The sequence below is a fragment of the Kitasatospora acidiphila genome, assembly GCF_006636205.1.
Taxonomy (GTDB): Bacteria; Actinomycetota; Actinomycetes; order Streptomycetales; family Streptomycetaceae; genus Kitasatospora; species Kitasatospora acidiphila.
Genome location: NZ_VIGB01000003.1, coordinates 1995234 through 2017553, shown reverse-complemented (window position 1 = coordinate 2017553; position 22320 = coordinate 1995234). Strand labels below are relative to the sequence as shown.

Sequence of the window (22320 nt, the reverse complement as noted above, 5' to 3'; positions counted from 1 at the left end):
GCGGACTCCAGACTCGGGGGCTCCGGCGCGGCCTGTCCAGCGGATATGTCCAGGGTGTGGGTCGGCGGTCCTAAGTCTTCAGCCCGTTACGCCACTTGCCGCTCCCCGCCTACCATCCTCGCCATGGATTCCACAGGCACCCTCGACGAAGCGCTCCAGCGGTTGCACGGTTCGGGGCCGGAGCGGCGCGGGCGGTTGACCAACCATGCGCCGATGGTGGTGGAGGCCCTCGCCGCGCACGGGCAGGCGGGTGCGGTGCACCGGTGGCTCGACCTGTACGCGCGCAAGTTGGAGGAGTTCCCGGTCGGCAGTGAGCCGGTGACGGTGGCCAACTGGTGGGCGGCGCTCGGTGATCCGAGCCGGGCGGCGGACTGGATCGGGTACTTCGAGGGTGAGCTCGCCGAGCGGTCCTGGCAGGAGGTGCTCGGTGAGTGGTGGCCGCGGCTGCTCCCCGGCATGTACGGCGGCTCGACGCACCCGGTGATCCGGGTGGGCCATGCGGTGCGCACCCTGCTGCTCGGTGAGCGGAGCGAGCCGCGGCTGGCCGAACTCGCCCACGGGCTCGGGTACTGGGCCGCCCGCCACCACCCGGTGGTGGGCGTCGCCCAACTGCCCGGCGCCGACAGCGCGGTGGCCGCCCTGGACGCCGTGCGGCCGCTCGGCGAACGTACCGGCACCTTCCCCGCGCGGCTTGAGCGCGTCACCGGGCTGCCGGTGTGGGCGGCGGCGGTCACCGACCCGCAGCAGGCACACGACCGCCTCGCCGAGCTGGTGGCGGCGGCAACGCACCGGTACGCCACCCACGGCCATGGCGAGGAGACGATGCTCGTCCACGCGGCCACCGCCCCCAACGCCGTGCTGCGCACCCTGCCCGCGCTCCCGCAGCACCTCTGGGTGCCGAGCCTGCGGGCCGCCTGGACGGCCAGCGCAGCCGTGACCGCGATGTACGCCCCGGACGCACCCGTGGCGTACACCCCGCCGGGCAGCCTCACCGCCGAGGAGGTGCTCGAACGGGCGCTGGCGCACGGCGACGAGCACGTCATCAAGCTGACCGACACCGCCCTCGACGTCGGCGACGAGCAGGCCCTGGCGGCCGCGCTGCGGTCGATCGAGCTGAGCGAGCCGCTGACGTGAGCCGGGACCCCGTCACTTCTGGTAGTTCAACGGCTGCCTGGCATTGAGCTGTTCGACGAGGTTGAAGACGGCGACGGCCAGCCGCTTCAGCTCACCCGTCGCTATGTTGTCCTTCATGCGGCGCAGTTCGGCGACGACGGCCTCGTCGGAGCCCTGCGGGCCGACGAGGTTCTGCTGCTGACCGAGGGCACCGAGCGACTTGTGCACGGCTCGCGCGCTGTCCTCGTCGACCATGTCTTGCTCGTCCGAGGCCAGGTTCTCCCAGTTCTTGAGCAGGTCGTGGCCGGCGGGCAGCGCACCCAGCCACTGGGCGCGGGTCAGGGTGACGGTGGTCCGGGTGCGGTCGTTGGCCATGCCCCGCTCGACCTCGCTGCCGAAGACCCGCGCGTTGCCGGTTCCGGCCATGTTCGCCGCCTGTAGGACCAGCCTGACGAACGCGCCGGTGTCAGCCTGGAAGTGGTTCCGCAGGTTCTGCGGTAGCAGGCTGAACCCATGGGCGAAGTCGGTACGGGCCATCAAGGCCCCGGCGATCGACTTGGCGTTGGCTCCGGCCTGGAGGTTCTGTCCCTGGATCAGGTAGGCGGCAAGCTGCGTGACCAGGCCGGTGAGCGTCTTCCTCTCGTCGTTCGAAGGCTGGAAGCCGAGCTGGGGCAGCAACCCCGCGATCGCGGTCTCGGCACCGGACTTGGCGACGGGGAGCTCGCCCAGGCTGCTCGCCAAGTCGACGGACGCCTGCCTGCGCCCCTCCTTCCGACGCTTGCCCATCCCGGGGATGCGGTCAGCCAGGCCCATGGGCTCCTTGTTGTCGAGGTACTTGACCAGTTTGGGCAGCCGACCCAGGGCCGCCCCGAGGGTGGCCTGCGGGGCGAAGGCCAGCGGCTTGCCGTCCGGGTAGATCCGCAGGCCGGGCTCCGGGCGCCCGCCGCCCGCGGTGACGTCCTCGGAGGGGATGAACCGGTCGCCTTGGCGGCCGTCGAGGTAGGCGGCCATCGCGGTCACGTCGTCCATCACCGTGTTGACCTGCGCGACGTCGGTGAGCGGGTCGGTGACCCACTCCAGATTGGAGCCGCCGGTGGGGCTGGCGTCCGCCGTGAGGTCGAACTTGGTGCCCCCCACCACGAGTCCGTGGACGCGCCCCTTGCCGAGGTTCTCGCCCGCCAGCGGTTCCTCGGGTACCAGCCCCTCGTTCAGCAGGGACGGGAGCACGAGCTCGTACTCGTCGTCCGTCAGCTGGAGCGCATCGAAGATCTGCTCACCGGACGCGGTCAACAGGGCGTCGTCGCCGAACCATTCGGTCCGCAGCGCCTGCAGCTCGGCACCGTCCGCCTGCACGGACGCCGCGGCAAGCAGCTTCTTGTGGTACCCGGAGTAGGGGGAGAGGAAGCGCTCCAGCATCCGGGCCCTGATCACTCGTTGACGGTGGTCGGAGCGCTGCTGGCGGACCTGCTCGGAGTCGGCCTGCATCCTGCGGACGTTCCACTGCGCCTCGAACTCGAATCCGACCGCACGCTGCACCGCGCTCGTCCCGGCCGGGTTCGGGCGTCCGCCGACCTGCTCCTGGGCTGAGCCCTCCAGGTCCGGCAGCGGTCCCGCCATTACCCGCGTCGCGTTCGCCTCGGCCGCCCGCTCGAAGCGGTCGGAGGGGTCGCTCACCCGCAGTCCGTCGCCGCTGTCGGTGCCGGCGACGGGGCCTTGCCGCTGCTGGATGACGTGCGTCAACTCGTGGGCGAGGGTGTGCTTGTCGGCGCCGCCCGAGCCGATCACGATGTGCTCGCCCGAGGTGTAGGCGCGGGCGCCCAGCTCGCTCGCCGAGCGCTGGGCGGCGGCGTCCGTGTGCAGGCGCACCTGGGAGAAGTCCGCGCCGAGCCGGGCCTCCATCTCGGCACGCACCGGGGTGTCCAGGGCCCGGCCGGGGGAGCGGAGCACGGTGTGCGCGGTGGCCCGCTGGACGGGGTCCGCACCGGCCGAGCCGCCGCCGCGCCGCTGGGCGAGCATCGCGCTCACGGCCCGGTTCCCGACGGCGCGTTGCAGCGCGAGCAGGTGCTGCGGGGAGAGCACACTCGGGGCAGTCGGCGCAGCGTGCGGAGTCGACTGCCCAGCTTCGCGTCCCCGCTCCCGCTCCCCGCCGGACGATCCCTGGTGCGCCCGCTCGTGTGTAGCCATGAGCTGCCCCCATCGGCCGAGTTCCACGTGCCGTCTGCCCGCAGAGGCCCAACTACCCATGCGGACAGGCAGAAACACCGCGATCAGCCCCGCTCTACTGTTGTGTAGTGCGGGACTGATCGCGGTGGCTGACCGACGCCGCAGCTCAGGCCTGCGCGGCCGCGAACTCCAGGGTCAGCGGGTGGGTGGCCAGCGCGGACACCTCGATCTCCGCGTAGGGGCGGATCGGCAGGCCGGCGAGCACGGCCTCCAGCGCGTCCGCGTCCGCGGCCGACCAGATACCGACATTGGCGCGCTGTCCGGGCTGCCGCCAGATGTACTTCAGCACGCCGGCCGCGTGGAGCTCATGCGCGTGCGTGTGCTCCTTTTCGACGATGGCGTTTCGCTCCTCGACCGGCAGTTCGTAGACGCGGGAGCCATCGATGCGGACCAGGAAATCCATGAAGTCCTCCGTAAAGCCGTGCCAACTGGTATGACGACGTACCCCAGCGAGCGTAACGTCCGCCTTCAGTTCGTCAACGCTCTTACCGGGCAGCTTGGTTGACCGAGTCGGATCACGCCATTTCGGTTCACGGACAATGGCAACTCGGGTACTTCTACGCGCGCTGCTCCCACGGCCAGGCGCCGCTGACCCCGCTCTCCAGCAGCGGCACCATGCGGAATGCCGCGTCGGTGAGTCCGCCGAAAGTGTGTCGATTGTGAACGCCCGATGGCGCGTGGCCCGTTCGGTAGCCGGCCAGGTTCCAGGTGTACATGGGCACCGAGGCCGGGACGGCCTGGCCGACGTTTCCGGACGCCGCCTGCTCGTCGGTCACGATCACCACCCGGTCGTGGCCCCGGAAGGTGGCCTGCAGCGCGGCCGCGGTCTCGGTGCCACCGCCGATGAACCAGCCGCCGTCCTTCCAGCGCCGCACCTCGGCCAGCACCGAGCCGCCCGCGGTCAGGGGGAACGGCTTCACCAGGTCGTAGCTGCGCCCGTACCAGGTGCCGGCGGCGGAGAACGACACCACATCGGCCTGCTCGCAGCGGTGGCCGAGGGCGATGCCGAACAGGGCGGCCGCATCCCAGCGCATCAGGGTGCCGTCCTTGGAGAACCCGGACTCCATCGAGCCGCTGGTGTCCACCAGGATCAGCGTCCGACCGTCCAGCCGAGGGATGTTGGCCAGCGACGCGGTCAACGCCTTCTCCAGCGCCCAGGACCAGCGCAGCGAGGGGGCCGCGTTGAAGGCGGAGTAGAACCGCATCGGCAACTGCCGCGAGCGGGCCACCTGTTCCGGATCGGCCAGCTTGGCCGCGATCCGCTCGGCCACCTCGTCACCGACGCCGGCCTGGTCGAAGTTCCGCAGGTTGCGGAGCAGCGCCATGTACCCCATCGACGGGATGATCGCCTCCCACGCCTGCCGGTCCATCGGGCCCTGCAGCCAGCCGGCCAGCATCTCCCAGGTGAACCCGCCGGCGTTCAGCTGCTCGACGGCGTCCGGGCGGCTCAGCAGCTCCCGCCGCTCCTCGACGGGGAGTTCGCGCAGCAGCTGGTTCGCGCTGAGGGTGCGGTTGGACGGCGGCACGACGGCGGTGTCCGGGTGGTGGCGCCGGTCGAGCGCGTAGCGGAACAGCTCGCCCTGCCACGGCTTGTCCGCGTCCGGCGTGGCGTGCACCAGGTTGAGGACGTCGCCGAAGCGGTAACCCTTGCTGTCGGTGTCGTACTTGAGCAGCGCCTTGCCGTTGTAGAGCCGCTGGACGGCGTCGGCGATGCCGCGCTTCACGGGCTTGGGAACGGCGCGGCCGTGGGTGGCCGTCCAGTAGGCGAGCAACTCGCCGGGCTCGTCGGCGCGCTGGAGCACGGAGCCGATGACCGCGCGATTGCCGGGCGCGGTGGGCTCGTTGACGCCGGCGTCGAGGCGGGCCTTGACGAACTCGGCGGCCCCGACGATCGCCGCGGTGCGCAGATTTCCGTTCCCGCGCAGCCAGTTGAGCAACTCGGCGGTCCACTGCGGGTCTTCGACGGCGAGCTGCCGGATGAGCGCGGTGTAGCGGTCGTCGCGGTTGCGGGCGTTCTCGTAGAAGGTGTCGGTGCCCACCATGTTGGCGACGGCCAGCAGGAACAGCTCGGACTTGGCGTCCCGCAGGTAGCCGGTGCCGCCCTGGTGGTTGGCGGTAGTACGCCCGGTGCTGGCGACCGGTGAGGTCGCGGTCGGGCGCGCGGTACGGGTGTTGAAGCGTGACAAGAGAGGATCCCCCACTGTGGAGGGGAGGCTGAGCAGCAGCGGGCACCCGAGATCACATCGGCGGCGGTCGTATCGGGAGTCGAACCCGGCCCCCCATGGGGGAGCTTCACCAGAGAAGTAACCGTTGCCCGCACACCGGGCGCCCTGCTGCTGCGGCCTCCCGAGATCTGAAGCGGGATCGGCAGCTTTTCAAAGAAGTAGCCGAGCCCTGCGCACCGGGAGGTGCAATGCATCTGTGATGCTGTGAAGTTGCGTGAAGCTTGGGTCCAGAGATCAGAGCGGCTGAGGTGACATAACGTGCTCTACCGTTGAGCTACCGTCGGACTCGCGCCCGACGCCCGGGATTCGAACCCGAAACACCGTCCTCCAAAGGGAAGTAACCCCTGCCTTCGCACCTGGACGACGTCACTCTAGCGCGGGTCTCAGACAGGCGTTCGGAATTATTCGCCGCGCTCCGCAGGGTGGTGGGTGGTGCGCGGAGGCGGGCCACTGAGCCCGGGCATGGCCCGCTGGAGTGGGACGTCGGTGCGGTCGACGTCCCACTCCAGTGCCAGACAGCCTCCAGTCAGCGCAGGTCAGTTCTTCAGCAGGAGAGGTTGCCGCCGCCGTCGCCGGTGCCGAGGACGCCGACGAACTGCTTGAACAGATTGATGCGGTCGTTGCGCTCGTCCGGGTTCTTGCCGTTGCACTCCAGGTCGCCGTTGATGCTGCGGATGGTCTCGCCGAAGCCCCTGTTGTTGACGATGGCGTCGTGCGGGGTCATCGACCCGGCACCGTTCTGCGAGTCCCAGAACCAGAGCCCGGTCTTCCAGGCGACGGTCGGGTCCCTCTCGACCTGGTAAATCGGTGGCAGGGAGAACCCGGATGGCCAGCGAACTGTTCGCGCCGCTGCACCTGCGCTCCGGGGCGGTGCTGAGCAACCGGATCGCGAAGGCGGCCATGCAGGAGGACCTGGCCGGCCCCGGCCAACTGCCCGACGGGCGGATGGCGGCGCTGGGCCGCGGGCGGTTCCGGGCTGCTGATCACCGGCAACGTCATGGTGCACGCCGCAGCGCTGACCGGCCCGGGTGGCGTCGTGCTCGACGACGCCGCGCCGCTGGAGCCGTTCACCGAGTGGGCCAAGGCAGGCAAGGCGGGCGGCGCGGCGCTGTGGATGCAGATCAACCACCCGGGCCGCCAGGTGCAGGCCGAGATGCCCGGCGTCGTCTGGGCCCCGTCCGCGGCGGCTCTCGACCTGGGGCGGCACAGCAGCCGGTTCGGTCGTCCCGTCACGCGACACCGCCGAACAGGTCCTGGCCGGCGGCGTGGCGGTCATCGGGATGGGCACCGCCCTCGCCGTCAGCCCGGACCTGCCCGACCGCTGGCGTGCCGGGCGGGAGGCCGACCAGCGGATGCGGCCGGTGACCTGGTCCGACAAGGCGCTCGCCTCGGTGGCCACCATGGCGCAGGTGCGCCACCAGATGCACCGCCTCGCCCGGGGCAGGGACCCCAAGCCCGGCACCCACCCGGCGGTTGCCCTGGTGGCCGACCAGCCGAAGCAGCGACGGGCACTGCAGCGGTACCGGGCGTGGCTGTCCGCATCATCGCCATCGCCGTCATCGGCGAGTTGGGCCCGTGCCGCGTGCTTGACCACGGGCGGAGGGCCAGGGTGGCGCACACCCCGGCCTCCGCCCGTTCCGGTCGGCAGCGAGGTGCAGTGACGCTGCTCACCAGGGCCGATTGCGGAAGTCGAACATCCTTCTGGCTACGATGTGAGCACCCTCTAGCTCAATCGAGAGATGGACTTGTGACTGTCAACGACGACGTGTTCACGGACTGGAAGAACCGCGAGGAGATCGCGGAGGCGATGATTCCGATCATCGGCCGACTGCACCGGGAGCGGGACGTCACTGTCCTGTTGCACAGCCGCTCCCTGGTGAACAAGTCGGTGGTCAGCATCCTCAAGACCCACCGGTTCGCCCGCCAGATCGCCGGCGAAGAGCTCTCGATCACCGAGACCATGCCGTTCCTCCAGGCCCTCACCACGCTCGACCTGGGTCCGTCCCAGATCGACCTCGGCATGCTGGCCGCCACCTACAAGGCCGACAGCCGCGGCCTCTCGGTGGCCGCGTTCACCGCCGAGGCCGTCGCCGGCGCCACGGGTGCCAACAAGCTGGAGCGCCAGGAGCCGCGCGACGTCGTGCTCTACGGCTTCGGCCGGATCGGCCGCCTGGTGGCCCGCCTGCTGGTCGAGAAGGCCGGTGGCCTGCGGCTGCGCGCCATCGTCGTCCGCAACAGCGGGGGCGACGACCTGGTGAAGCGCGCCTCGCTGCTGCGTCGTGACTCCATCCACGGGCAGTTCGCGGGCTCCATCACCGTTGACGAGGCGAACAGCACCATCATCGCCAACGGCAACGCGATCAAGGTCATCTACTCGGACGACCCGACCAAGGTCGACTACACCGAGTACGGCATCGACAACGCCATCCTGATCGACAACACCGGCAAGTGGCGTGACCGCGAGGGCCTGTCGAAGCACCTGCAGCCCGGCATCGCCAAGGTCGTGCTCACCGCTCCGGGCAAGGGCGACGTGCCCAACATCGTGCACGGCGTCAACCACGACACCATCAAGCCGGACGAGCAGATCCTGTCCTGCGCGTCCTGCACCACCAACGCCATCGTCCCGCCGCTGAAGGCGATGGAGGACAAGTACGGCGTGCTCCGCGGCCACGTGGAGACCGTCCACTCGTTCACCAACGACCAGAACCTGCTGGACAACTACCACAAGGCGGACCGCCGCGGCCGTTCGGCACCGCTGAACATGGTGATCACCGAGACCGGTGCCGCCTCGGCCGTCGCCAAGGCGCTGCCGGACCTCAAGGCGAAGATCTCCGGCAGCTCGATCCGCGTGCCGGTGCCGGACGTCTCGATCGCGATCCTCAACCTGCAGCTGGCCACCGAGACCAACCGCGAGGACGTGCTCGACTACCTGCGCGAGGTGTCGCTGACCTCGCCGCTGCGTCGCCAGATCGACTTCATCGACTCGCCCGACGCGGTCTCCAGCGACTTCATCGGCTCGCGGCACGCCTCGATCGTCGATGCCGGTGCCACCAAGGTGGACGGCGACAACGCCATCCTCTACCTGTGGTACGACAACGAGTTCGGCTACTCCTGCCAGGTCATCCGGGTCGTCCAGTACGTCTCCGGCGTCGAGTACCCGACCTACCCGGCTCCGGCGGTCTGACCGCTAGCAGCTTGAAGGGGCGGTGACCGGTTCGCCGGTTGCCGCCCCCTTCGCATAGGCGGCCGGTGAGACGCCGACCGTGGCCGTGAAGTCGCGGGTCAGGTGCGCCTGGTCGGCGTACCCCAACTCGGCTGCCAGGGCGGCCCAGTCGACACCCGCACCCTGCTCCGCGCGGGTCGCTGCCTCGTGCAGCCGGGCCCGGCGCAGCACCCACTTCGGCGCGGCGCCCACGTACTCCGCGAACAGCCGCTGCACGCTGCGCACCGACAGCCCCAGTTCGGCGGCGAGTTGGTCCACCCGGAACAGCGCGGGCGATTCGGTGATCCGGCCGACGATCGCGGCCACCTGCTCGGCCACCGGATCCGGCTCCGGCAGGAGTTCGCGCAGGAAGCGTTCGGCGTGCTCGGCCATCGCCAGAGCGTCCGTGCCGGCCAGCACGGTTCGCGCCACCTCGGTGGCGGCCGGGCCGAACAGCTCGGCCACGGGCACCGCGCGGTCGGCGAGGTCGGCCACCGGGAACCCGAGCAGCGGGCGAGCCGCACCCGGGCGGAACTTCACCCCGAACACCTGCCCGGCGCCGGTCAGTTGCCGCACGAAGAGGCCGCGCTGCACCCCGTAGAGGTGGCCGGCGGGGGCCTCGAAGGCCAGGTGGACGTTGGGGTGCGCCAACACCTTCTGCTCATGCGGCCGTTCACCGTCGAGGCGCCAGCGGACGATCCAGTAGAACTCCACGTGGCGGGCGAGGTCCGCGGTCGGCATCCGGCGTTCCACCGTCAACCCGCCGGGCGCCGCGGCCTGGTGCAGCACGCCCCGCCCCATCCCCGCGTCGCTCACCCGGTAACCCTAGCTGTCGCCTTTCTTCTATCGCCTTTCTTCTGTCGCTTTTCTTCAAGACCGGTGGCTGCCGGGCCGAATACCGTCGTGATCATGAACGACACCCTGTACCGCTGCCTGGCGGAGCACGCCGGCGAGAGCGCCCGAGTCGCCAAGGGCATCACCGCCGACCAGCTCTCCGCCCCGACCCCCTGCACGGACTTCGACACCCGGGCCCTGGTCAACCACTGGGTCCTCTACACCTCGCACGGCCTGGAGCACCGCGCCCTGCGCAAGCAGCTCCCGGAGGAGCTCACCAACCGGGACTTCACCGCCGACCCCGCCTGGGCCGAGGCCTATGCCGCCCAACTGGACCGCGCGGTGGCCGCCTGGGCCGACCCGGAGGCCTGGGAGGGCGACATCGACCTCGGCGGGTCGGCGATGCCCGCGCCGGCCATCGCGGGCATGCTGCTGCTCGAACTGGCCCTGCACGGCTGGGAGGTGGCCCGCGCCACCGGCCAGGAGTACCACTGCTCCGAGGAGAGCGCCGAGGTGGTCCTGGCCATCGTCCGGGAGAACGCCGAGCTCTACCGCCAGTACCAGGGCTTCGCCGAGGCGGTGACGGTGGCGGACAGCGCCCCGGCGTTCGAGCAGGCGCTGGCGCTCTCGGGTCGCGACCCCGACTGGCGGGCCGCCGCCTGAGGTCGGCTGAGGCCCGGCGGGGTTCGGGCCGGGCGGGGCTCGGGCCGGGATTCAGGCCCGGGGCTCGGGCCGGGACTCAGGCCTGGAGCTCGGGCCGGGATTCAGGCCGCGATTCAGGCCGGGGTCCGGGCCGGGAATCAGGCCTGCCGCACCAGGGTGAAGCCGGCCTGGGTGACCGCGCCGCGCAGCACGGCCTCGTCGAGCGCCGCCGTGGACGCGACGGTCACCTGGCCGGCCCTGGCGTCGGCGGCCACGTCGGCACGCCGGGGAGGGCCAGCAGACCGGCGCTGACCGTGCGCTCGCAGTGGCCGCAGCTCATGCCGTCAACGGTGAGCACGGTGGTGACGGGGGCGGTGGACATCGGGGAACCTCCGGTGGGATCACGGGTCTTCGGCGGCCGGAACCCCTCGGGGCGCGGCCGTCGGAGACAACGACAGCGCAGCCCGCGCGGCGGAGCACGGGACACGCCGCCCCGGTGACCCCAACGAGTGGATGGCGGCGCCGAACCGGTGGACCGGACCAGTGGATCGCGGCGCCGAACCGGGCGATCGGCTCAGTGGATCTGGGGGATCAGTTGAAACCCGGACATGACGAAGTCTTGAACCGGAATCGGCTGACAGCCAGTTGACATGTCGGGGATAATCCCAGAATGTCTGTTGACGAGGGATCACCCTGGCGGCACCGGGACTTCCGGTTGATCTGGGCCGGCCAGACCGTGAGTCTGATCGGTTCGCAAGTGACCGTGCTGGCGCTGCCGTTGGCGGCGCTCGGCCTGAAGGCCTCGACCTTCCAGGTCAGTCTGCTGACCGCCTTCAGCTCACTGCCGTTCCTGCTGGTGTCCCTGCCGGCGGGGGTGGTGGTGGACCGCTGCCGCCGCCGCTCGGTGATGCTCTGCGCCGACCTGCTGCGCGCCGCACTGCTCGGTTCGGTGCCCATCGCCGAGCTGGCCGGGGCGTTGACCCTCTGGCAGCTCTACGCGGTGTCCCTGGCCGTCGGCTGTTGCACGGTGTTCTTCGACAGCGCCTACCTGAGCTTTCCGGCCACCCTGCTGGAGCGCGACCAACTGGTGGCCGCGAACAGCATGATCAGCAGCGCCAACGCGCTCGCGGGGGTGGCCGGGCCGAACCTGTCGGGCTTCGTGGTCGGCCTGATCGGCGCGGCCCGGACCATCACCCTCGACGCGTTCTCCTTCCTGGCGAGCGCGCTGAGCCTGCTGCTGGTCAAGCACCGGGAGCCGGCCCCGGAGCCCGCACCGCCGGCCGAGCGGGGACTGCGCCGTGAACTCCTCGAAGGGCTGCGGGTGATCGGCACCAACCGGGCGCTCGGCAGCATCACCGCTTCCAACGCCATCGGCAACATGATGTTCACCGCGATCCTGGCGATCTGGACGCCCTACGCGATCCGGGAACTGGACTGGTCGGCGCGGACGCTGGGCATGGTGATGGGTGCCAGCGCCCTCGGCAGCGTGGCCGCGACCATCGTGGCCCAGCCGTTGATCAAGCGGTACGGCCTGGCCCGGATCCTGCTTTTCAGCCAATTCCCGGTAGTCCCGGCCTGGCTCGCCGCCGGTCTGGCACCCAAGGGCCTGGGTGGCCAGTTCATGGCCGCCGCCGGCCTGATGGTGGGCCTGGTCGCGGCCGTTCTCTACAACATAGCCCAGCGCACCTACCGGGTCACCGCCTGTGAGTCCCGCCTGCTGGGCCGGGTCAACGCGACCACGATGTGGCTGCAGCTGGGGATCCGGCCGATCGCCGCCCTGCTCGGCGGCGGGCTGGGCACCCTGCTGGGCCTGCAGCCGACCATCATCTGCTGCGCGGTGCTGCTGGTGTTCTGCCCGGTGGTGCTGTGGACATCGCCGCTGCGCCGGGAAGTGCGCGAGGGGCCGGCCCCTGAGCCGGAGCCCGCCGCCGACTCGTCGGAACCCGCGCAGCCTGCCGGTCGCTGAGGGGGCAGCCGAGCAGGGCTGGCTGAGATGCAGCGCTTCATCAGCGTCAACTAGACTCGCGCCCACCGCAGCTTGACATTGCGTGGTACCGCGTGGGCGCTGTCCTCGTGTTACCCCCCTTTAGAGATCACGAGGGCTTGAACATGGTAGAGGCTTCCCCCAAGGTCGTTGTCGTCGTTCCCACGTACAACGAACGGGAGAACCTGCCGATCCTTGCCGGCCTGCTCGAGGAGCTGAAGCTCGAGAACCTGCACCTGCTCGTGGTGGACGACAACTCGCCCGACGGCACCGGCGCGCTCGCGGACGGCCTGGCCGCCGAGCGCCCGGAGAACGTCAGCGTGCTGCACCGCACCGAGAAGGACGGTCTGGGCCGCGCCTACATCGCCGGCATGTCCAAGGCGCTGGAGAACGGCGCCGACATCGTGGTGCAGATGGACGCCGACCTCTCGCACCCGGCCTCGGTGGTCCCCATCATGATCGAGACCCTGGTCACCCGCTCCGACGCCGCCGTGGTGCTCGGCTCGCGCTACGTGCCCGGCGGCTCCACCGCCTCCGAGTGGCCGTGGCACCGCAAGGCGCTGTCGGCCTGGGCCAACTTCTACGTCAACACGCTGCTGCGGCTGAAGGTCAAGGACGCCACCGCGGGCTTCAAGGCCTGGCGGGCGGACACCCTGCGGGCCATCGACCTGCCGTCGATCAACAGCAACGGCTACTCGTTCCAGGTCGAGATGAACTACCGCGTGGTGCGCCGCGGCATGCGCATCGTCGAGGTGCCGATCCGCTTCGAGGAGCGGGCCGAGGGCGTCTCCAAGATGAGCATGGCGGTGCAGATCGAGTCCGCGCTGGCCCCGTGGAAGCTGCTCTTCTCGCGCAGCGGGAAGTGATCCCGAACTGACGGGCCATCAAGCATGCTTGATGGCCCGTCAGCTGTTTTCGGGCGACGGTGCGGGCGGCCGCTACGTTTCGGGTGGTTGCTGCGTTTCAGGCGGCGGCGCGGGCGGTGGCGGGATTCAGGCAGCGGCGCGGGCCGCCGCCACGAAGGCGCGGATGCGGGCGTGGTCCTTGACGCCGCGGGTGGATTCGACGCCGCTGGAGACGTCCACGCCCCAGGGGCGGGCGGCGGTGATGGCGGCGGCGACGTTGTCGGGGTTGAGGCCACCCGCGAGCAGCCAGTGGCCCTGGGGCGCGGCCTGGTTCAGGCGGGCCAGGTCCCACTGGGCACCGGAGCCGGCCACGGGGGAGTCGAGCAGCAGGAGCTCCTCGCCGTAGGCGCCGGCGGTGAGTTCGGCGGTCTCGTCCAGCGAGGTGGCCCGCACCAGGCGCAGCGGCAGCCCGGCCAGCTCGTCGAAGGCCTCGCGCGGGTACGGGCCGTGGAGCTGCAGCGCCCGCACCCCGGCGGCCAGGGCCAACTGGCCGGCCTCCGCCGCCGGAACCCCGGCGGCCACGCCCACGGTGAGGATGTGCTCCGGCACCGCGGCCGCCAGCTCACGCGCCGCCGCCGGCTCCAGTCGGCGCACGCTCTCGGTCAGCACGAAGCCGATCGCGTCCGCCCCCGCCTCGACCGCTGCCGCCACATCGCCCGGGGTCCGGACACCGCACACCTTCACATACATGCCGACCAGGGTAGTCGCCCTCAGTAGTGCCAGTGGTTGCGGCCGCTCACCAGGCCGCAGTAGATGGTGGTGCCGTGGGCGTCGACGGTGGACTTGCCGGCGTCGGCGTCGGGGCAGAACTCGCCCGCCCGGTAGTAGTGGCCGGTCGGGGACATGATGATCCCGGCCTGCGCGGGTGCGGGTGCGGGGGCGTCGGTGGTGGCGGGGGCCTCGGGCGCCTGGGTGGGCAGGGTCGGCTGCGCCTGCTCGGTCGGCTGCGCCTGCTGGGCCGGCTGGGCAGCCTGGGCCGGCGGGGGAGTGGGGCTCGGCTCGTGGCTCGGGGTAGCGGGTGCCGCGCTGTGCGTGGGCGCGGCCGAGCGGCTGGGAGCCGCCGGCACAGGCGCCTGGGCGGCGGGTGCGGATGTCGCGGGCGCTGCCGACGGAGCCGCCGACGCACTGCCCTGTGCGGTCGCAGCGGCTGGAGCCGCCTTCGTCGAGGTGGTGTTGCTGGGGTGCGTCGCGCCGATCCCCACGAACAGCACCAGGGTCGCTATGCCCGTCCCCGCCAGGATCTTCCGCTTCGTCCTCCTCGAAGCGCCGGGAGGCTGCTGCTGACCCCAACCGGGCGGCACGGAAAGTGTTTTCGGCATGGCGGTTCCCTGGGCAAAGTGTGGACGGTTTGCGAGGGAACAGCCTGTCAGCTCTGGTTGACGTGCCGTCAGGATGTGATGATCCCGTTACCGTCCGCCCAGGGAATCGTGATCATGCCAGGGGCGTACGACGGCATGGACACGAAGGGCGGGACCGAGCCCAGCCCAGGGCCCCTGCCCGGGCCCCAGGCTCAAGCCGCCCGGTGGGCGCCGTTCCGGCGGGCCTTGGCATAGATGAGGTCGGCGAGGGCCTGGGCGGCGTCCGGGTGGCCGAGGGCGCGGGAGCGGGCGGCCATGTCGGCGCGCCGGCCCGGGTCGGTGATCAGCTGCCAGACGGACTGCCCGAGCCGTTCGGCCGTGACGTCGGGCCGGGTGATCGCGAACGCCGCGCCGTGCTCCGCCAGGTACTCGGCGTTGCGGCGCTGCTCGTCCGCCGCCGTGGGCTCCAGCGGGATCAGCACGGCGGGCTTGCCGATCGCGGTGAGCTCGGCCAGGGTGCCGGCGCCGGCGCGGGAGATCACCACGTCGGCCGCCGCGAAGACATCGGCGAGCTCGCCGTCGACATAGGGCACCGGCCGGTAGCGGTGGGCGAGTTGGGGGTCGAGGCCGGCCGCGTGGGCGGTCATCTTGGCGTGGTGGTCGGGGCCGCACTGGTGCAGCACCTGGCAGCTGCCGAGCAGCGCCGGGAGCACCTCCAGCACCAGCCCGTTGACCTGCGCGCTGCCCTGCGCCCCACCCGTCACGTACACCAGCGGCAGCTCGGGGTCGAGCCCGTAGGCGGCCCGGGCCTTGGCGCCGTTGCCGCGCAGCAGCGCGGGCCGCACCGGGTTGCCCGTGACCTGGGCCCGGGAGCGGGCCCGGGGCGGCAGCGCGGCGAGCGAGGACTCATGGCTGAGCGCGACGGCCTTCGCCACCCGGGAGAGCAGGCGGTTCGCCAGGCCGAGCGAGGTGATCTGCTCGTGCATCACCAGCGGGGTGCGGGTGAGCGCCGCACCGAGGCCGACCGGGACGGCGACGTAGCCGCCGGTGGACAGCACCACGTCCGGCCGCTGCCGCGCCAGGTGGACGGTGGCCTGCAGGATCCCGTACGGCACCCGGGCCAGGTCCACCATGGTGCGGGCCACCGCCGCGGGCTTCAGCGACCGGCGCACCTTGCCGGTGGCGATCGGCCGGAACGGGATGCCGTTGTCGGCGCTGATCCGCGCCTCCAGCCCCGTCGGGGTGCCGTACCAGGTCACCTCGAGCTCTCTGCCCTCGGCGGCCAGGCGCTCGCGCAGCGCGTTGATGGCGGTCAGCGCGGGGTAGGTGTGGCCGCCGGTGCCGCCGCCGGTGACTGCCATACGGATGGTGCGCGAGGGGGCCATGAGGATACGGGTCTCCGGAATTGGCGGCGTTTCGGGCGAACCGGGGCAGCCTACCCGACGCCGCGAACGACCCCTTCCCGACTGACGATCAGTCAGCCGACTGCCCGGAGCTCGGGGCCCGGAACTCCCGCACCACCTCGATGCGGCCGACGATGTGCTGGGGGTTCAGCCGCCGCAGCCGCCTCAGCCGCCGCCCAGGCGGACCGCCTTCACCAGCAGCAGCACTGCGCTGAGCACCAGGTACGCGCGCAGCGCCAGCATGCCCAGGCGCAGCCCCGGGGACCACTCGACGGGCTTGAGCAGCGCCAGCGGCGGCATCCGCCAGGCGAGTTTCTCGGCGGGGGAGAGCACCCGGGCGGGCGGCGGGGCGGGGGCACGGCGGCGGGCCCGCCGCAGCGCGAGCAGGCCGGTCAGCGTGGCGGCGGCCAGCCCGGCCGCGAGCCAGGCGGTGAGCGCCTTGACGTCGATGGACGGGAAGAGCGTGGTGGTCATCAGGATGCAGGAGAGCAGCAGCAGCACGCCGATGATCACGCCCGCCAGCACGTTCAGCCAGCGCGGGTTGACCCACGGCCCGAGCACCTCGGGGTCGTTGCAGAGCAGCAGCAGGAAGACGCTGGCGGAGGGCAGCAGCAGCCCGGCGAGCGCCTGCACGGCCTCGGTGATCACGCCCAGCGGCGCACCGGGGATCAGCACGATCCCGGCGGCGAGCAGCACCATCAGGCTGTACGAGGCGTAGAACTGCTTGGCCTCGCCGAAGCCGCGGTGCAGCGAGTGGCGCAGGTTGAAGACGTCGCCGAAGGCGTAGCTGGTGGCGAGGGTGACGGCGGCGGCGCCGATGATGCTGGCGTCCAGCAGCACGATCGAGAACATCACGGCCATCGCATGGCTGTGCTGGGCGAGCGCTTGGGCGACCCCGCCGGCGTCGGTGAAGTGGCCCGCGAAGGGGGTGCCGCGGGCGGCGAAGTCGGCGATCATCACCAGGGCGGTGGCGCCGATCACCACCACGAACGAGCCGATCACGGTGTCGGCCCGCTCGTAGCCGATGAACCGCGGGGTGATCCGCTTGTCGATCACATTGGACTGCTGGAAGAACAGCTGCCAGGGCGCCACCGTGGTGCCGACGATGGCGATGATCAGCAGCACGGCGTCGCTGCTGATGCCGCCCTGGACGCTCGGCACCACGAAGGAGTGCGCCGCGTGCAGCCACTTCGGCTGGGACATCAGCAGCAGCGGGACCAGCAGCAGGCTCACCGCGATCAGCGCGAACATGGCCCGCTCCCAGCGGCGGAACGAGCCGCTGGCGGTCATCGCGATCAGCAGCAGCGCGGACAGCGGCACCACCCAGTACTTGGAGGCGCCCAGGTATTCGGAGGCGAGCGAGATCCCGATGAACTCGGTGACGATGGTGAGGAAGTTGAGCACGAACAGGTCGCCGACGCTGAACCAGCCCCAGAACCGCCCGAACCGCTCGTTGATCAGCCGGGCGTGGCCGACGCCGGTGACGGCGCCCAGGCGCACCACCATCTCCTGGTTGACGATCAGCACCGGGATCAGCAGGAGCAGCACCCAGAGCAGCGAGTAGCCGTAGTTCTGGCCGGCCTGGGAGTAGGTGGCGATGCCGCCCGCGTCGTTGTCGCCGACCATGACGATGATGCCGGGGCCGACGATCGCCAGCAGGGTGAGCAGCCGGGTGCGCAGGCCGGGCCGCTCCTCGGTGTGCTCGCGGGGGATCCGGCCGAACGCGCCCTCGATGTCGCCGAGGTGCGCCTCGTCGAGCACCGCGGACCGGGCCGGCTTGGGGGCGGGTGCGGGCTTGGGCGCGGGTTTCGCAGCGGGGGCCGGCTTGGGCGCGGCAGGGGGAGTGGCCTTGCGGGGCGGCTCAGGTGGCTCGGGCGGGTCGGCGGGGGCCGTCACCCTTCCGGCTCCGTGCGCTCCGCGTTCGCCGGGTTCGCCGGGTTCTCGTCCGCCGTCCAGTGCGCCGGGTGCGGCGCGGGCTCGCGGCGGCGCCAGTCCTCCGGGATGACGGTCGCCAGCAGATCGTCCACGGTGATCACGCCCAGGATCCGGTCCTGCTCGTCCACCACGGGCACGGTCAGCAGGTTGTAGTCGGCCATCAGCAGCGCGACGTCCTCGGCGTCGGTGTCGGGGAGCACGCAGACCGGCTCGGTCGCCATCAACTCCCGCAGCGGCGTGGTCGGTTCGGCCTGGACGAGGGTCACCAGGGTCGCGGTGCCGGACAACCGTTCGCCCGCCTCGATCGCATAGACGCTGGTGAGGGCCTCCGGCTGCATGATGCGAGCGGCCCGCACCCGGGCGAGCACCTCGGCGGCGGTGGCGTCCGGCGCGGCGGTGACGAAGTCCAGGGCCATCAGGCCGCCCGCGCTGGACGGGTTGAAGCCCATCAGGGTGAGCACCTTGGTGCGCTGCCCGGCCGGCAGGGCGTCCAGGACGGGCTGCCTGCGGCGCTGTGGCAGGTCGTTGATGGCGTCGGCGGCGTCGTCGGCGCGCATCCGGGCCAGCACGGCGGCGATCTCGGCGTCGCTGCGCTCGGCGAGCAGCCGGGTCTGCGAGTCGGGCTCCAACTCCTCGAAGACGTCGGCCTCCAGCTCGGGGTCGGCGTGCACGGTCGAGAGGATCTCGGCGGACTCGGTGCGGTTGGCGTCCTCCAGCAGGTCGGCGAGGTCGGCCGGCTTGAGTTTGCCGAGGCGGCCGAAGGGGCCGCGGACCCGGGCCGACTGGGCGTGGCCGATCAGCGGTTCGAAGGCCTTCCAGTCCCGCCACTGCGGCGGTGACTCGCCGGCGAAGAAGCCGAACAGCCGGGGCCGGTGCGGATGCGTGTCCAGGCGGTCCACCACCCAGCCGTCCGGGCGGTCGCGCAGTTCCAGATCGTGGGCGCGGACGAGTTCGGCGTCGGCCACGTCGATCACCCGGTGGCCGAGCACGTCCCGGCGCAGCAGCACCTCGCCCTCGCGCCGCTCGAACGGGCGCAGGTCGACCACCTCGCTGGTGAGCCGGATCCGCTCGCCGCCGAACGCGGCGACCTGGGTGATCGGCAGGAACACCTCGCGGGCGCTGATCCGGGCGACCAGCCCGGTGACGACGGGGTAGTCGCGCCCACGGAGCCGGACGATCACGTCGGCCAGCCGCCCCACCGGTTCGTCGTTGCGCCCGGTCAACGGGCGGCGCAGCAGTTGGGAGAGCACCACCACTCGTTCCACCCGCATGAAGCTAGCGGGGGCGCCCGGCGGCTCGCGGTGGCGCGGCCGGGGGCACTGGGGGATCACCCCGATCGGCTCAGCGCGGCTACCCGGCCGGGATGCGGCGCCGGGCGGCCGCGACCAGGGTGCGGGCGATCGGCCCGGGCAGCCCGAAGTGGTGCTCCAGCCAGACGACGTCACGGCCGTGGGTGGCACTGACCCAGGCAGCCTCCAGCTGGTGCGGGCTGGGCGGTTCGTCGAGCGTGGCCACCAGGGCGGCCAGCTCCTCGGCGGGGTAGTCGGCCAGGGAGTCGGCGGTGAACCACGGCCCGGGGGGCTCGGCGGCGGCCGGCGGCAGGGGCGGCCAGGAGGCGTGGGCGGCCGCCCGCCGCAGCCGCAGGGCGAGCAGCAGTGCCGCAATGGCGAGCGCCGCCGCGCCGATCAGCAGACCGCCGACCAGCGGCCGGTCGTCGACCGGGGCGAACGCCATCGCGATCATGGCGACCGCCAGCACGGTCAGCACGGTCAGCACGGCAGTGCCCTCGGCGGTCCGGGGCCGGAGCAGCCGGCGCAGCTGCGGTACCTGGAGCATGGACGGACACCTCCCTCGTCTCCAGGGTGCGCCCAGTCGTCCGGGGTGCGCCCGGTCCGGAGGGCGCCTACCTGCCCCGAGCCGCGCTCAGGCCAGCGCCTCGGCCTCCTGCTCCGCCTCCAGGTGCCAGTGCAGGTCCGTCACCCCGGGCTCCAGCGACAGCCGGGTGATCACCTGCTCCAGCGCCGCGGTGGCATCGCCGCTGATCGCCACGGAGGCCTGCAGCGTGGTCTCCGCGTCGTCGGCGTCGCGGTTGGCCCGCAGGCCGAGCGGTGCCAGCCCGGAGGCGGCCAGCGCCTGCAGCAGCAGCGCGCGGATGTGGGTCTCGGAGCGCCGCTCGCAGTCCAGGTGGATGGTGGCGCGCAGGGTGGCGTCCGGGTCGGTGCCGGCGGACGGCGCCCGGTCCAGCAGGCGGCCGGCGGGCCGCAGCACCAGGTGCACGGCGAGCACGGTGAACGCGGCCAGCCAGGCCAGGTCGAGCTTGCCGGAGGCGGCCAGCACACCGACGGCGGCCGAGCACCAGAGCGTCGCCGCGGTGTTCAGCCCGCGCACCCCGGCGCCGTCCCGCAGGATCACCCCACCGCCGAGGAAGCCGATCCCGGAGACCACGTAGGACGCGACCCGGGTGGGGCTGCCGGTGTCGCCGACCGCCTCGCTGTAGAGGACGAACAGCGTGGCCCCGGTGGCGACCAGGGCGTTGGTGCGCAGGCCAGCCATCCGGGCGCGCCACTGGCGCTCCACGCCGATCAGCGCGCCGCAGCCGACGCCGGTGGCGAGGCGGATGAGGAAGTCGAAGGTGCTCAGTGCGTGCATGGCGGGTCTCCTGGCCGGTCGGCGGCGGCAACCGGCAGCAGTCGTCGGCGAGTTGGCTGGAAAGGCCAACCGACCGACGGGAGGCACCGGTTACTGCTCGGTCACCGTACGCCGAGGTAGGCACGAGGGCGGGCTGGGGCGGGGCTGTGAGGGCCCGTACTACTGCAGTCCATGTCACTCGCCTCCCCTCGGTCGGAGTCCACCCGGGACCGCGGCAACGCCCCGACGCGGTTGCGCCAGGATGTCCCGGACCAGGGTAACCACTGCAGACGACGAGCCGGCGAGGCCTGTGCGAACGGCCGGCGGACTCAGGCTCTGTTGACCCCCTCCCCGTCCGTGCTGAATCCTCCACAGGTTGCCTTCGAAGGCAGCTCATAGGACAAGACGACAGAACTGGACCGACATGCGGCCCAAGAGCCTGATCGAGGCCATGGCCCAGCGGTAGGACCGGTCCCGCGCACCCCGGCCGCACGCCGGTCGGGGCGCGCGGCCGCCCGCTGCGCGCCGGGTGTTAGGGTCGCGGTTCGGCGTCGCCCCTTGACCCCATCGCTGAAGGAAACCTCGCAGTCATGGCCTCCACCCTTGTCATAACGAATGACTTTCCGCCCCGACAGGGTGGGATCGAGACCTTCGTCCATGCGATGGTCACGCGGATGCCGGCGGACGACGTCGTCGTTTACACCTCCCGCGAGCCGGGCGATCACGCCTATGACGCCACCCTCCCCTTCCCGGTGGTGCGCGACTCCAGCCGGATGCTGCTGCCCACCGCCCGGGTCGGCCGGCGAGCGGTCGAAATAGCCCGCGAGCACGGCTGCGACCGGGTCTGGTTCGGCGCCGCCGCGCCGCTCGCGCTGATGGCGCCCACGCTGCGCCGCAACGGGATACGGCGCATGGTGGCCACCACCCACGGACACGAGATCTGGTGGGCCAGGATCCCCGGCGCGCGGCAGCTGCTGCGGCGGATCGGCGGCAGCGTCGACGCGGTCACCTACCTCGGTCAGTACACCAGGGACCGGATAGCTCCCGCCCTCGGGCCCCGGGCCCGGCTCAGCCGGCTGGTGCCCGGTGTCGACGCCGGACTGTTCCGGCCTGACGCCGAGTCAGGTGCGGCCCTGCGTACGGAACTCGGACTGCAGGACAAGCGGATCATCGTCTGCGTGGCGCGGATGGTGCCGCGCAAGGGGCAGGACATGCTGATCCGCTCGCTCCCGCTGATCCAGCGCTCGGTCCCGGAGGCGGTGCTGCTGGTGGTCGGCAAGGGGCCGCACGAGGCGGAGCTCCGCCGGCTGGCCGAGCGCCTCGCTCCGGGGTCGGTGATCTTCACGGGCGGCAAGACGCACGCCGAGACGCCGCCGTACTACGCCGCCGCCGACGCCTTCGCGATGCCGTGCCGGACCCGCAAGTTCGGGCTGGAGGCCGAGGGCCTGGGCATCGTCTTCCTGGAGGCCGCCGCGAGCGGCCTGCCGGTGCTGGTCGGCCGGTCCGGCGGTGCACCCGACACCGTGCTGGACGGCAGGACCGGACGCGTGGTGAATGGCGCCGACCCGGCGGCGATAGCCGCGGCGCTGACCGGGATCCTGCTCGCCCCGGACCGGGCGCAGATGGGCGCCGCCGGCCGGGAGTGGGTGCAGGAGTCCTGGTCCTGGGAGGCCTCGGCCCGCCATCTCACCGAGCTGCTGGTTCCGGAGCCGGTCGAGTCCGAGCTGTCCACGGCACGCCACGCCGGCTAGCAGGCAGCCGGTTCCCGCTCTGGGACCGCCATCGTCGACCTGCCACAGTACGGACGTGTACCTGACGTCTCGACAGTTGCGCCTTGAATGGTGACGATGGTGAGTGGGCGGCTGACGGGAATGGCGGGACAGGAGTGTCGGTCGGGGGCTGGTGTGACCTCTTTTGGTGTTCGGCAT

General features: G+C 71.8%; 19 protein-coding genes and 1 pseudogene. 7 read left to right on the top strand and 13 right to left on the bottom strand.

Annotated features, from left to right (window positions below; all coding sequences use genetic code 11):
* Window positions 1-123 precede the first annotated feature (123 nt).
* Entirely contained in the window at window positions 124-1134 is a 1011-nt protein-coding gene (locus E6W39_RS10200; protein ID WP_141633256.1) for a questin oxidase family protein, read from the top strand.
* 12 nt (window positions 1135-1146) lie between these two features.
* On the opposite strand, the gene E6W39_RS44045 is transcribed toward E6W39_RS10200, so the two are convergent.
* The 4 genes and pseudogenes from E6W39_RS44045 to E6W39_RS10180 form a co-directional block, all read right to left on the bottom strand.
* Window positions 1147-3297 carry an eCIS core domain-containing protein gene (locus tag E6W39_RS44045; RefSeq protein ID WP_220140191.1) on the bottom strand — a complete coding sequence of 717 codons (2151 nt, stop codon included), beginning with the start codon at window positions 3295-3297 and terminating at the stop codon, window positions 1147-1149.
* Window positions 3298-3442: 145 nt separating this feature from the next.
* Window positions 3443-3739, bottom strand: a complete 297-nt coding sequence (locus E6W39_RS10190; RefSeq protein ID WP_101383303.1) for a muconolactone Delta-isomerase family protein — start codon at window positions 3737-3739, stop codon at window positions 3443-3445.
* A gap of 154 nt (window positions 3740-3893) precedes the next feature.
* Window positions 3894-5522: a TROVE domain-containing protein gene (locus E6W39_RS10185; RefSeq protein ID WP_141633255.1), complete on the bottom strand. Its 1629-nt coding sequence runs from the start codon at window positions 5520-5522 to the stop codon at window positions 3894-3896.
* A 583-nt stretch (window positions 5523-6105) separates the two neighbouring features.
* Window positions 6106-6363 (bottom strand): annotated as a pseudogene (locus E6W39_RS10180) (chitinase); the annotation flags it as partial.
* Between the two features lie 463 nt (window positions 6364-6826).
* On the opposite strand from E6W39_RS10180, the gene E6W39_RS41205 reads away from it, so the two are divergent.
* Both E6W39_RS41205 and E6W39_RS10170 read left to right on the top strand, forming a co-directional pair.
* Window positions 6827-7222 (top strand): hypothetical protein, encoded by a 396-nt coding sequence (locus tag E6W39_RS41205; RefSeq protein ID WP_228718060.1) that lies wholly within the window; start codon window positions 6827-6829, stop codon window positions 7220-7222.
* 86 nt (window positions 7223-7308) lie between these two features.
* Entirely contained in the window at window positions 7309-8745 is a 1437-nt protein-coding gene (locus E6W39_RS10170; protein WP_141633254.1) for a glyceraldehyde-3-phosphate dehydrogenase, read from the top strand.
* Window positions 8746-8748: 3 nt separating this feature from the next.
* Here E6W39_RS10170 and E6W39_RS10165 read toward each other — a convergent pair whose 3' ends face one another.
* The gene (locus tag E6W39_RS10165; protein WP_228718059.1) at window positions 8749-9579 is read right to left on the bottom strand and encodes a helix-turn-helix domain-containing protein; all 831 of its coding nucleotides are present in this window, start codon (window positions 9577-9579) and stop codon (window positions 8749-8751) included.
* Window positions 9580-9672: 93 nt separating this feature from the next.
* Between E6W39_RS10165 and E6W39_RS10160 the strand changes: the two genes are divergently transcribed.
* Window positions 9673-10260: a TIGR03086 family metal-binding protein gene (locus E6W39_RS10160; RefSeq protein WP_141633253.1), complete on the top strand. Its 588-nt coding sequence runs from the start codon at window positions 9673-9675 to the stop codon at window positions 10258-10260.
* Between the two features lie 223 nt (window positions 10261-10483).
* Here E6W39_RS10160 and E6W39_RS44040 read toward each other — a convergent pair whose 3' ends face one another.
* Window positions 10484-10621 carry a heavy-metal-associated domain-containing protein gene (locus tag E6W39_RS44040; protein ID WP_407658378.1) on the bottom strand — a complete coding sequence of 46 codons (138 nt, stop codon included), beginning with the start codon at window positions 10619-10621 and terminating at the stop codon, window positions 10484-10486.
* 288 nt (window positions 10622-10909) lie between these two features.
* Here E6W39_RS44040 and E6W39_RS10150 point away from each other — a divergent pair, with 288 nt between their 5' ends.
* Together E6W39_RS10150 and E6W39_RS10145 are read left to right on the top strand one after the other, a co-directional pair.
* A complete protein-coding gene (locus tag E6W39_RS10150; protein WP_141633252.1) occupies window positions 10910-12205 on the top strand; it encodes an MFS transporter in 1296 nt (431 codons plus the stop codon).
* A 143-nt stretch (window positions 12206-12348) separates the two neighbouring features.
* Complete coding sequence (locus tag E6W39_RS10145; RefSeq protein ID WP_141633251.1) at window positions 12349-13089, top strand: polyprenol monophosphomannose synthase; 741 nt, start codon at window positions 12349-12351, stop codon at window positions 13087-13089.
* Window positions 13090-13215: 126 nt separating this feature from the next.
* Here E6W39_RS10145 and E6W39_RS10140 read toward each other — a convergent pair whose 3' ends face one another.
* The 7 genes from E6W39_RS10140 to E6W39_RS10110 all read right to left on the bottom strand — a co-directional run bounded on the left by E6W39_RS10140 (window position 13216) and on the right by E6W39_RS10110 (window position 20413).
* Window positions 13216-13818: a phosphoribosylanthranilate isomerase gene (locus E6W39_RS10140; protein WP_141633250.1), complete on the bottom strand. Its 603-nt coding sequence runs from the start codon at window positions 13816-13818 to the stop codon at window positions 13216-13218.
* Window positions 13819-13838: 20 nt separating this feature from the next.
* A complete protein-coding gene (locus E6W39_RS10135; RefSeq protein WP_141633249.1) occupies window positions 13839-14447 on the bottom strand; it encodes a hypothetical protein in 609 nt (202 codons plus the stop codon).
* 191 nt (window positions 14448-14638) lie between these two features.
* Complete coding sequence (locus tag E6W39_RS10130) at window positions 14639-15787, bottom strand: UDP-N-acetylglucosamine--N-acetylmuramyl-(pentapeptide) pyrophosphoryl-undecaprenol N-acetylglucosamine transferase (protein WP_228718058.1); 1149 nt, start codon at window positions 15785-15787, stop codon at window positions 14639-14641.
* A 207-nt stretch (window positions 15788-15994) separates the two neighbouring features.
* Window positions 15995-17590 (bottom strand): Nramp family divalent metal transporter, encoded by a 1596-nt coding sequence (locus tag E6W39_RS10125; protein ID WP_141637655.1) that lies wholly within the window; start codon window positions 17588-17590, stop codon window positions 15995-15997.
* Window positions 17591-17721: 131 nt separating this feature from the next.
* Window positions 17722-19035 carry a magnesium transporter MgtE N-terminal domain-containing protein gene (locus E6W39_RS10120; protein WP_141633247.1) on the bottom strand — a complete coding sequence of 438 codons (1314 nt, stop codon included), beginning with the start codon at window positions 19033-19035 and terminating at the stop codon, window positions 17722-17724.
* Between the two features lie 79 nt (window positions 19036-19114).
* Window positions 19115-19600 carry a hypothetical protein gene (locus E6W39_RS10115; protein ID WP_141633246.1) on the bottom strand — a complete coding sequence of 162 codons (486 nt, stop codon included), beginning with the start codon at window positions 19598-19600 and terminating at the stop codon, window positions 19115-19117.
* 87 nt (window positions 19601-19687) lie between these two features.
* Window positions 19688-20413, bottom strand: coding sequence for an MgtC/SapB family protein (locus E6W39_RS10110; protein ID WP_141633245.1), 726 nt, complete (start codon window positions 20411-20413; stop codon window positions 19688-19690).
* Between the two features lie 569 nt (window positions 20414-20982).
* On the opposite strand from E6W39_RS10110, the gene E6W39_RS10105 reads away from it, so the two are divergent.
* Window positions 20983-22143 (top strand): glycosyltransferase family 4 protein, encoded by a 1161-nt coding sequence (locus E6W39_RS10105; RefSeq protein ID WP_141633244.1) that lies wholly within the window; start codon window positions 20983-20985, stop codon window positions 22141-22143.
* The last annotated feature ends 177 nt before the right edge of the window (window positions 22144-22320 follow it).

Excerpts from the sequence above, each read along its gene's own strand:
- E6W39_RS10145 (WP_141633251.1), top strand. The coding sequence starts at position 12,349 with ATGGTAGAGGCTTCCCCCAAGGTCGTTGTCGTCGTTCCCACGTACAAC.
- E6W39_RS10200 (WP_141633256.1), top strand. The coding sequence starts at position 124 with ATGGATTCCACAGGCACCCTCGACGAAGCGCTCCAGCGGTTGCACGGT.
- E6W39_RS10190 (WP_101383303.1), bottom strand. The coding sequence starts at position 3,739 with ATGGATTTCCTGGTCCGCATCGATGGCTCCCGCGTCTACGAACTGCCG.
- E6W39_RS10130 (WP_228718058.1), bottom strand. The coding sequence starts at position 15,787 with ATGGCAGTCACCGGCGGCGGCACCGGCGGCCACACCTACCCCGCGCTG.
- E6W39_RS10135 (WP_141633249.1), bottom strand. The coding sequence starts at position 14,447 with ATGCCGAAAACACTTTCCGTGCCGCCCGGTTGGGGTCAGCAGCAGCCT.
- E6W39_RS10140 (WP_141633250.1), bottom strand. The coding sequence starts at position 13,818 with ATGTATGTGAAGGTGTGCGGTGTCCGGACCCCGGGCGATGTGGCGGCA.
- E6W39_RS10105 (WP_141633244.1), top strand. The coding sequence starts at position 20,983 with ATGGCCTCCACCCTTGTCATAACGAATGACTTTCCGCCCCGACAGGGT.
- E6W39_RS10120 (WP_141633247.1), bottom strand. The coding sequence starts at position 19,035 with ATGCGGGTGGAACGAGTGGTGGTGCTCTCCCAACTGCTGCGCCGCCCG.
- E6W39_RS10150 (WP_141633252.1), top strand. The coding sequence starts at position 10,910 with ATGTCTGTTGACGAGGGATCACCCTGGCGGCACCGGGACTTCCGGTTG.
- E6W39_RS44045 (WP_220140191.1), bottom strand. The coding sequence starts at position 3,297 with ATGGCTACACACGAGCGGGCGCACCAGGGATCGTCCGGCGGGGAGCGG.
- E6W39_RS10110 (WP_141633245.1), bottom strand. The coding sequence starts at position 20,413 with ATGCACGCACTGAGCACCTTCGACTTCCTCATCCGCCTCGCCACCGGC.
- E6W39_RS10160 (WP_141633253.1), top strand. The coding sequence starts at position 9,673 with ATGAACGACACCCTGTACCGCTGCCTGGCGGAGCACGCCGGCGAGAGC.
- E6W39_RS44040 (WP_407658378.1), bottom strand. The coding sequence starts at position 10,621 with ATGTCCACCGCCCCCGTCACCACCGTGCTCACCGTTGACGGCATGAGC.
- E6W39_RS10115 (WP_141633246.1), bottom strand. The coding sequence starts at position 19,600 with ATGCTCCAGGTACCGCAGCTGCGCCGGCTGCTCCGGCCCCGGACCGCC.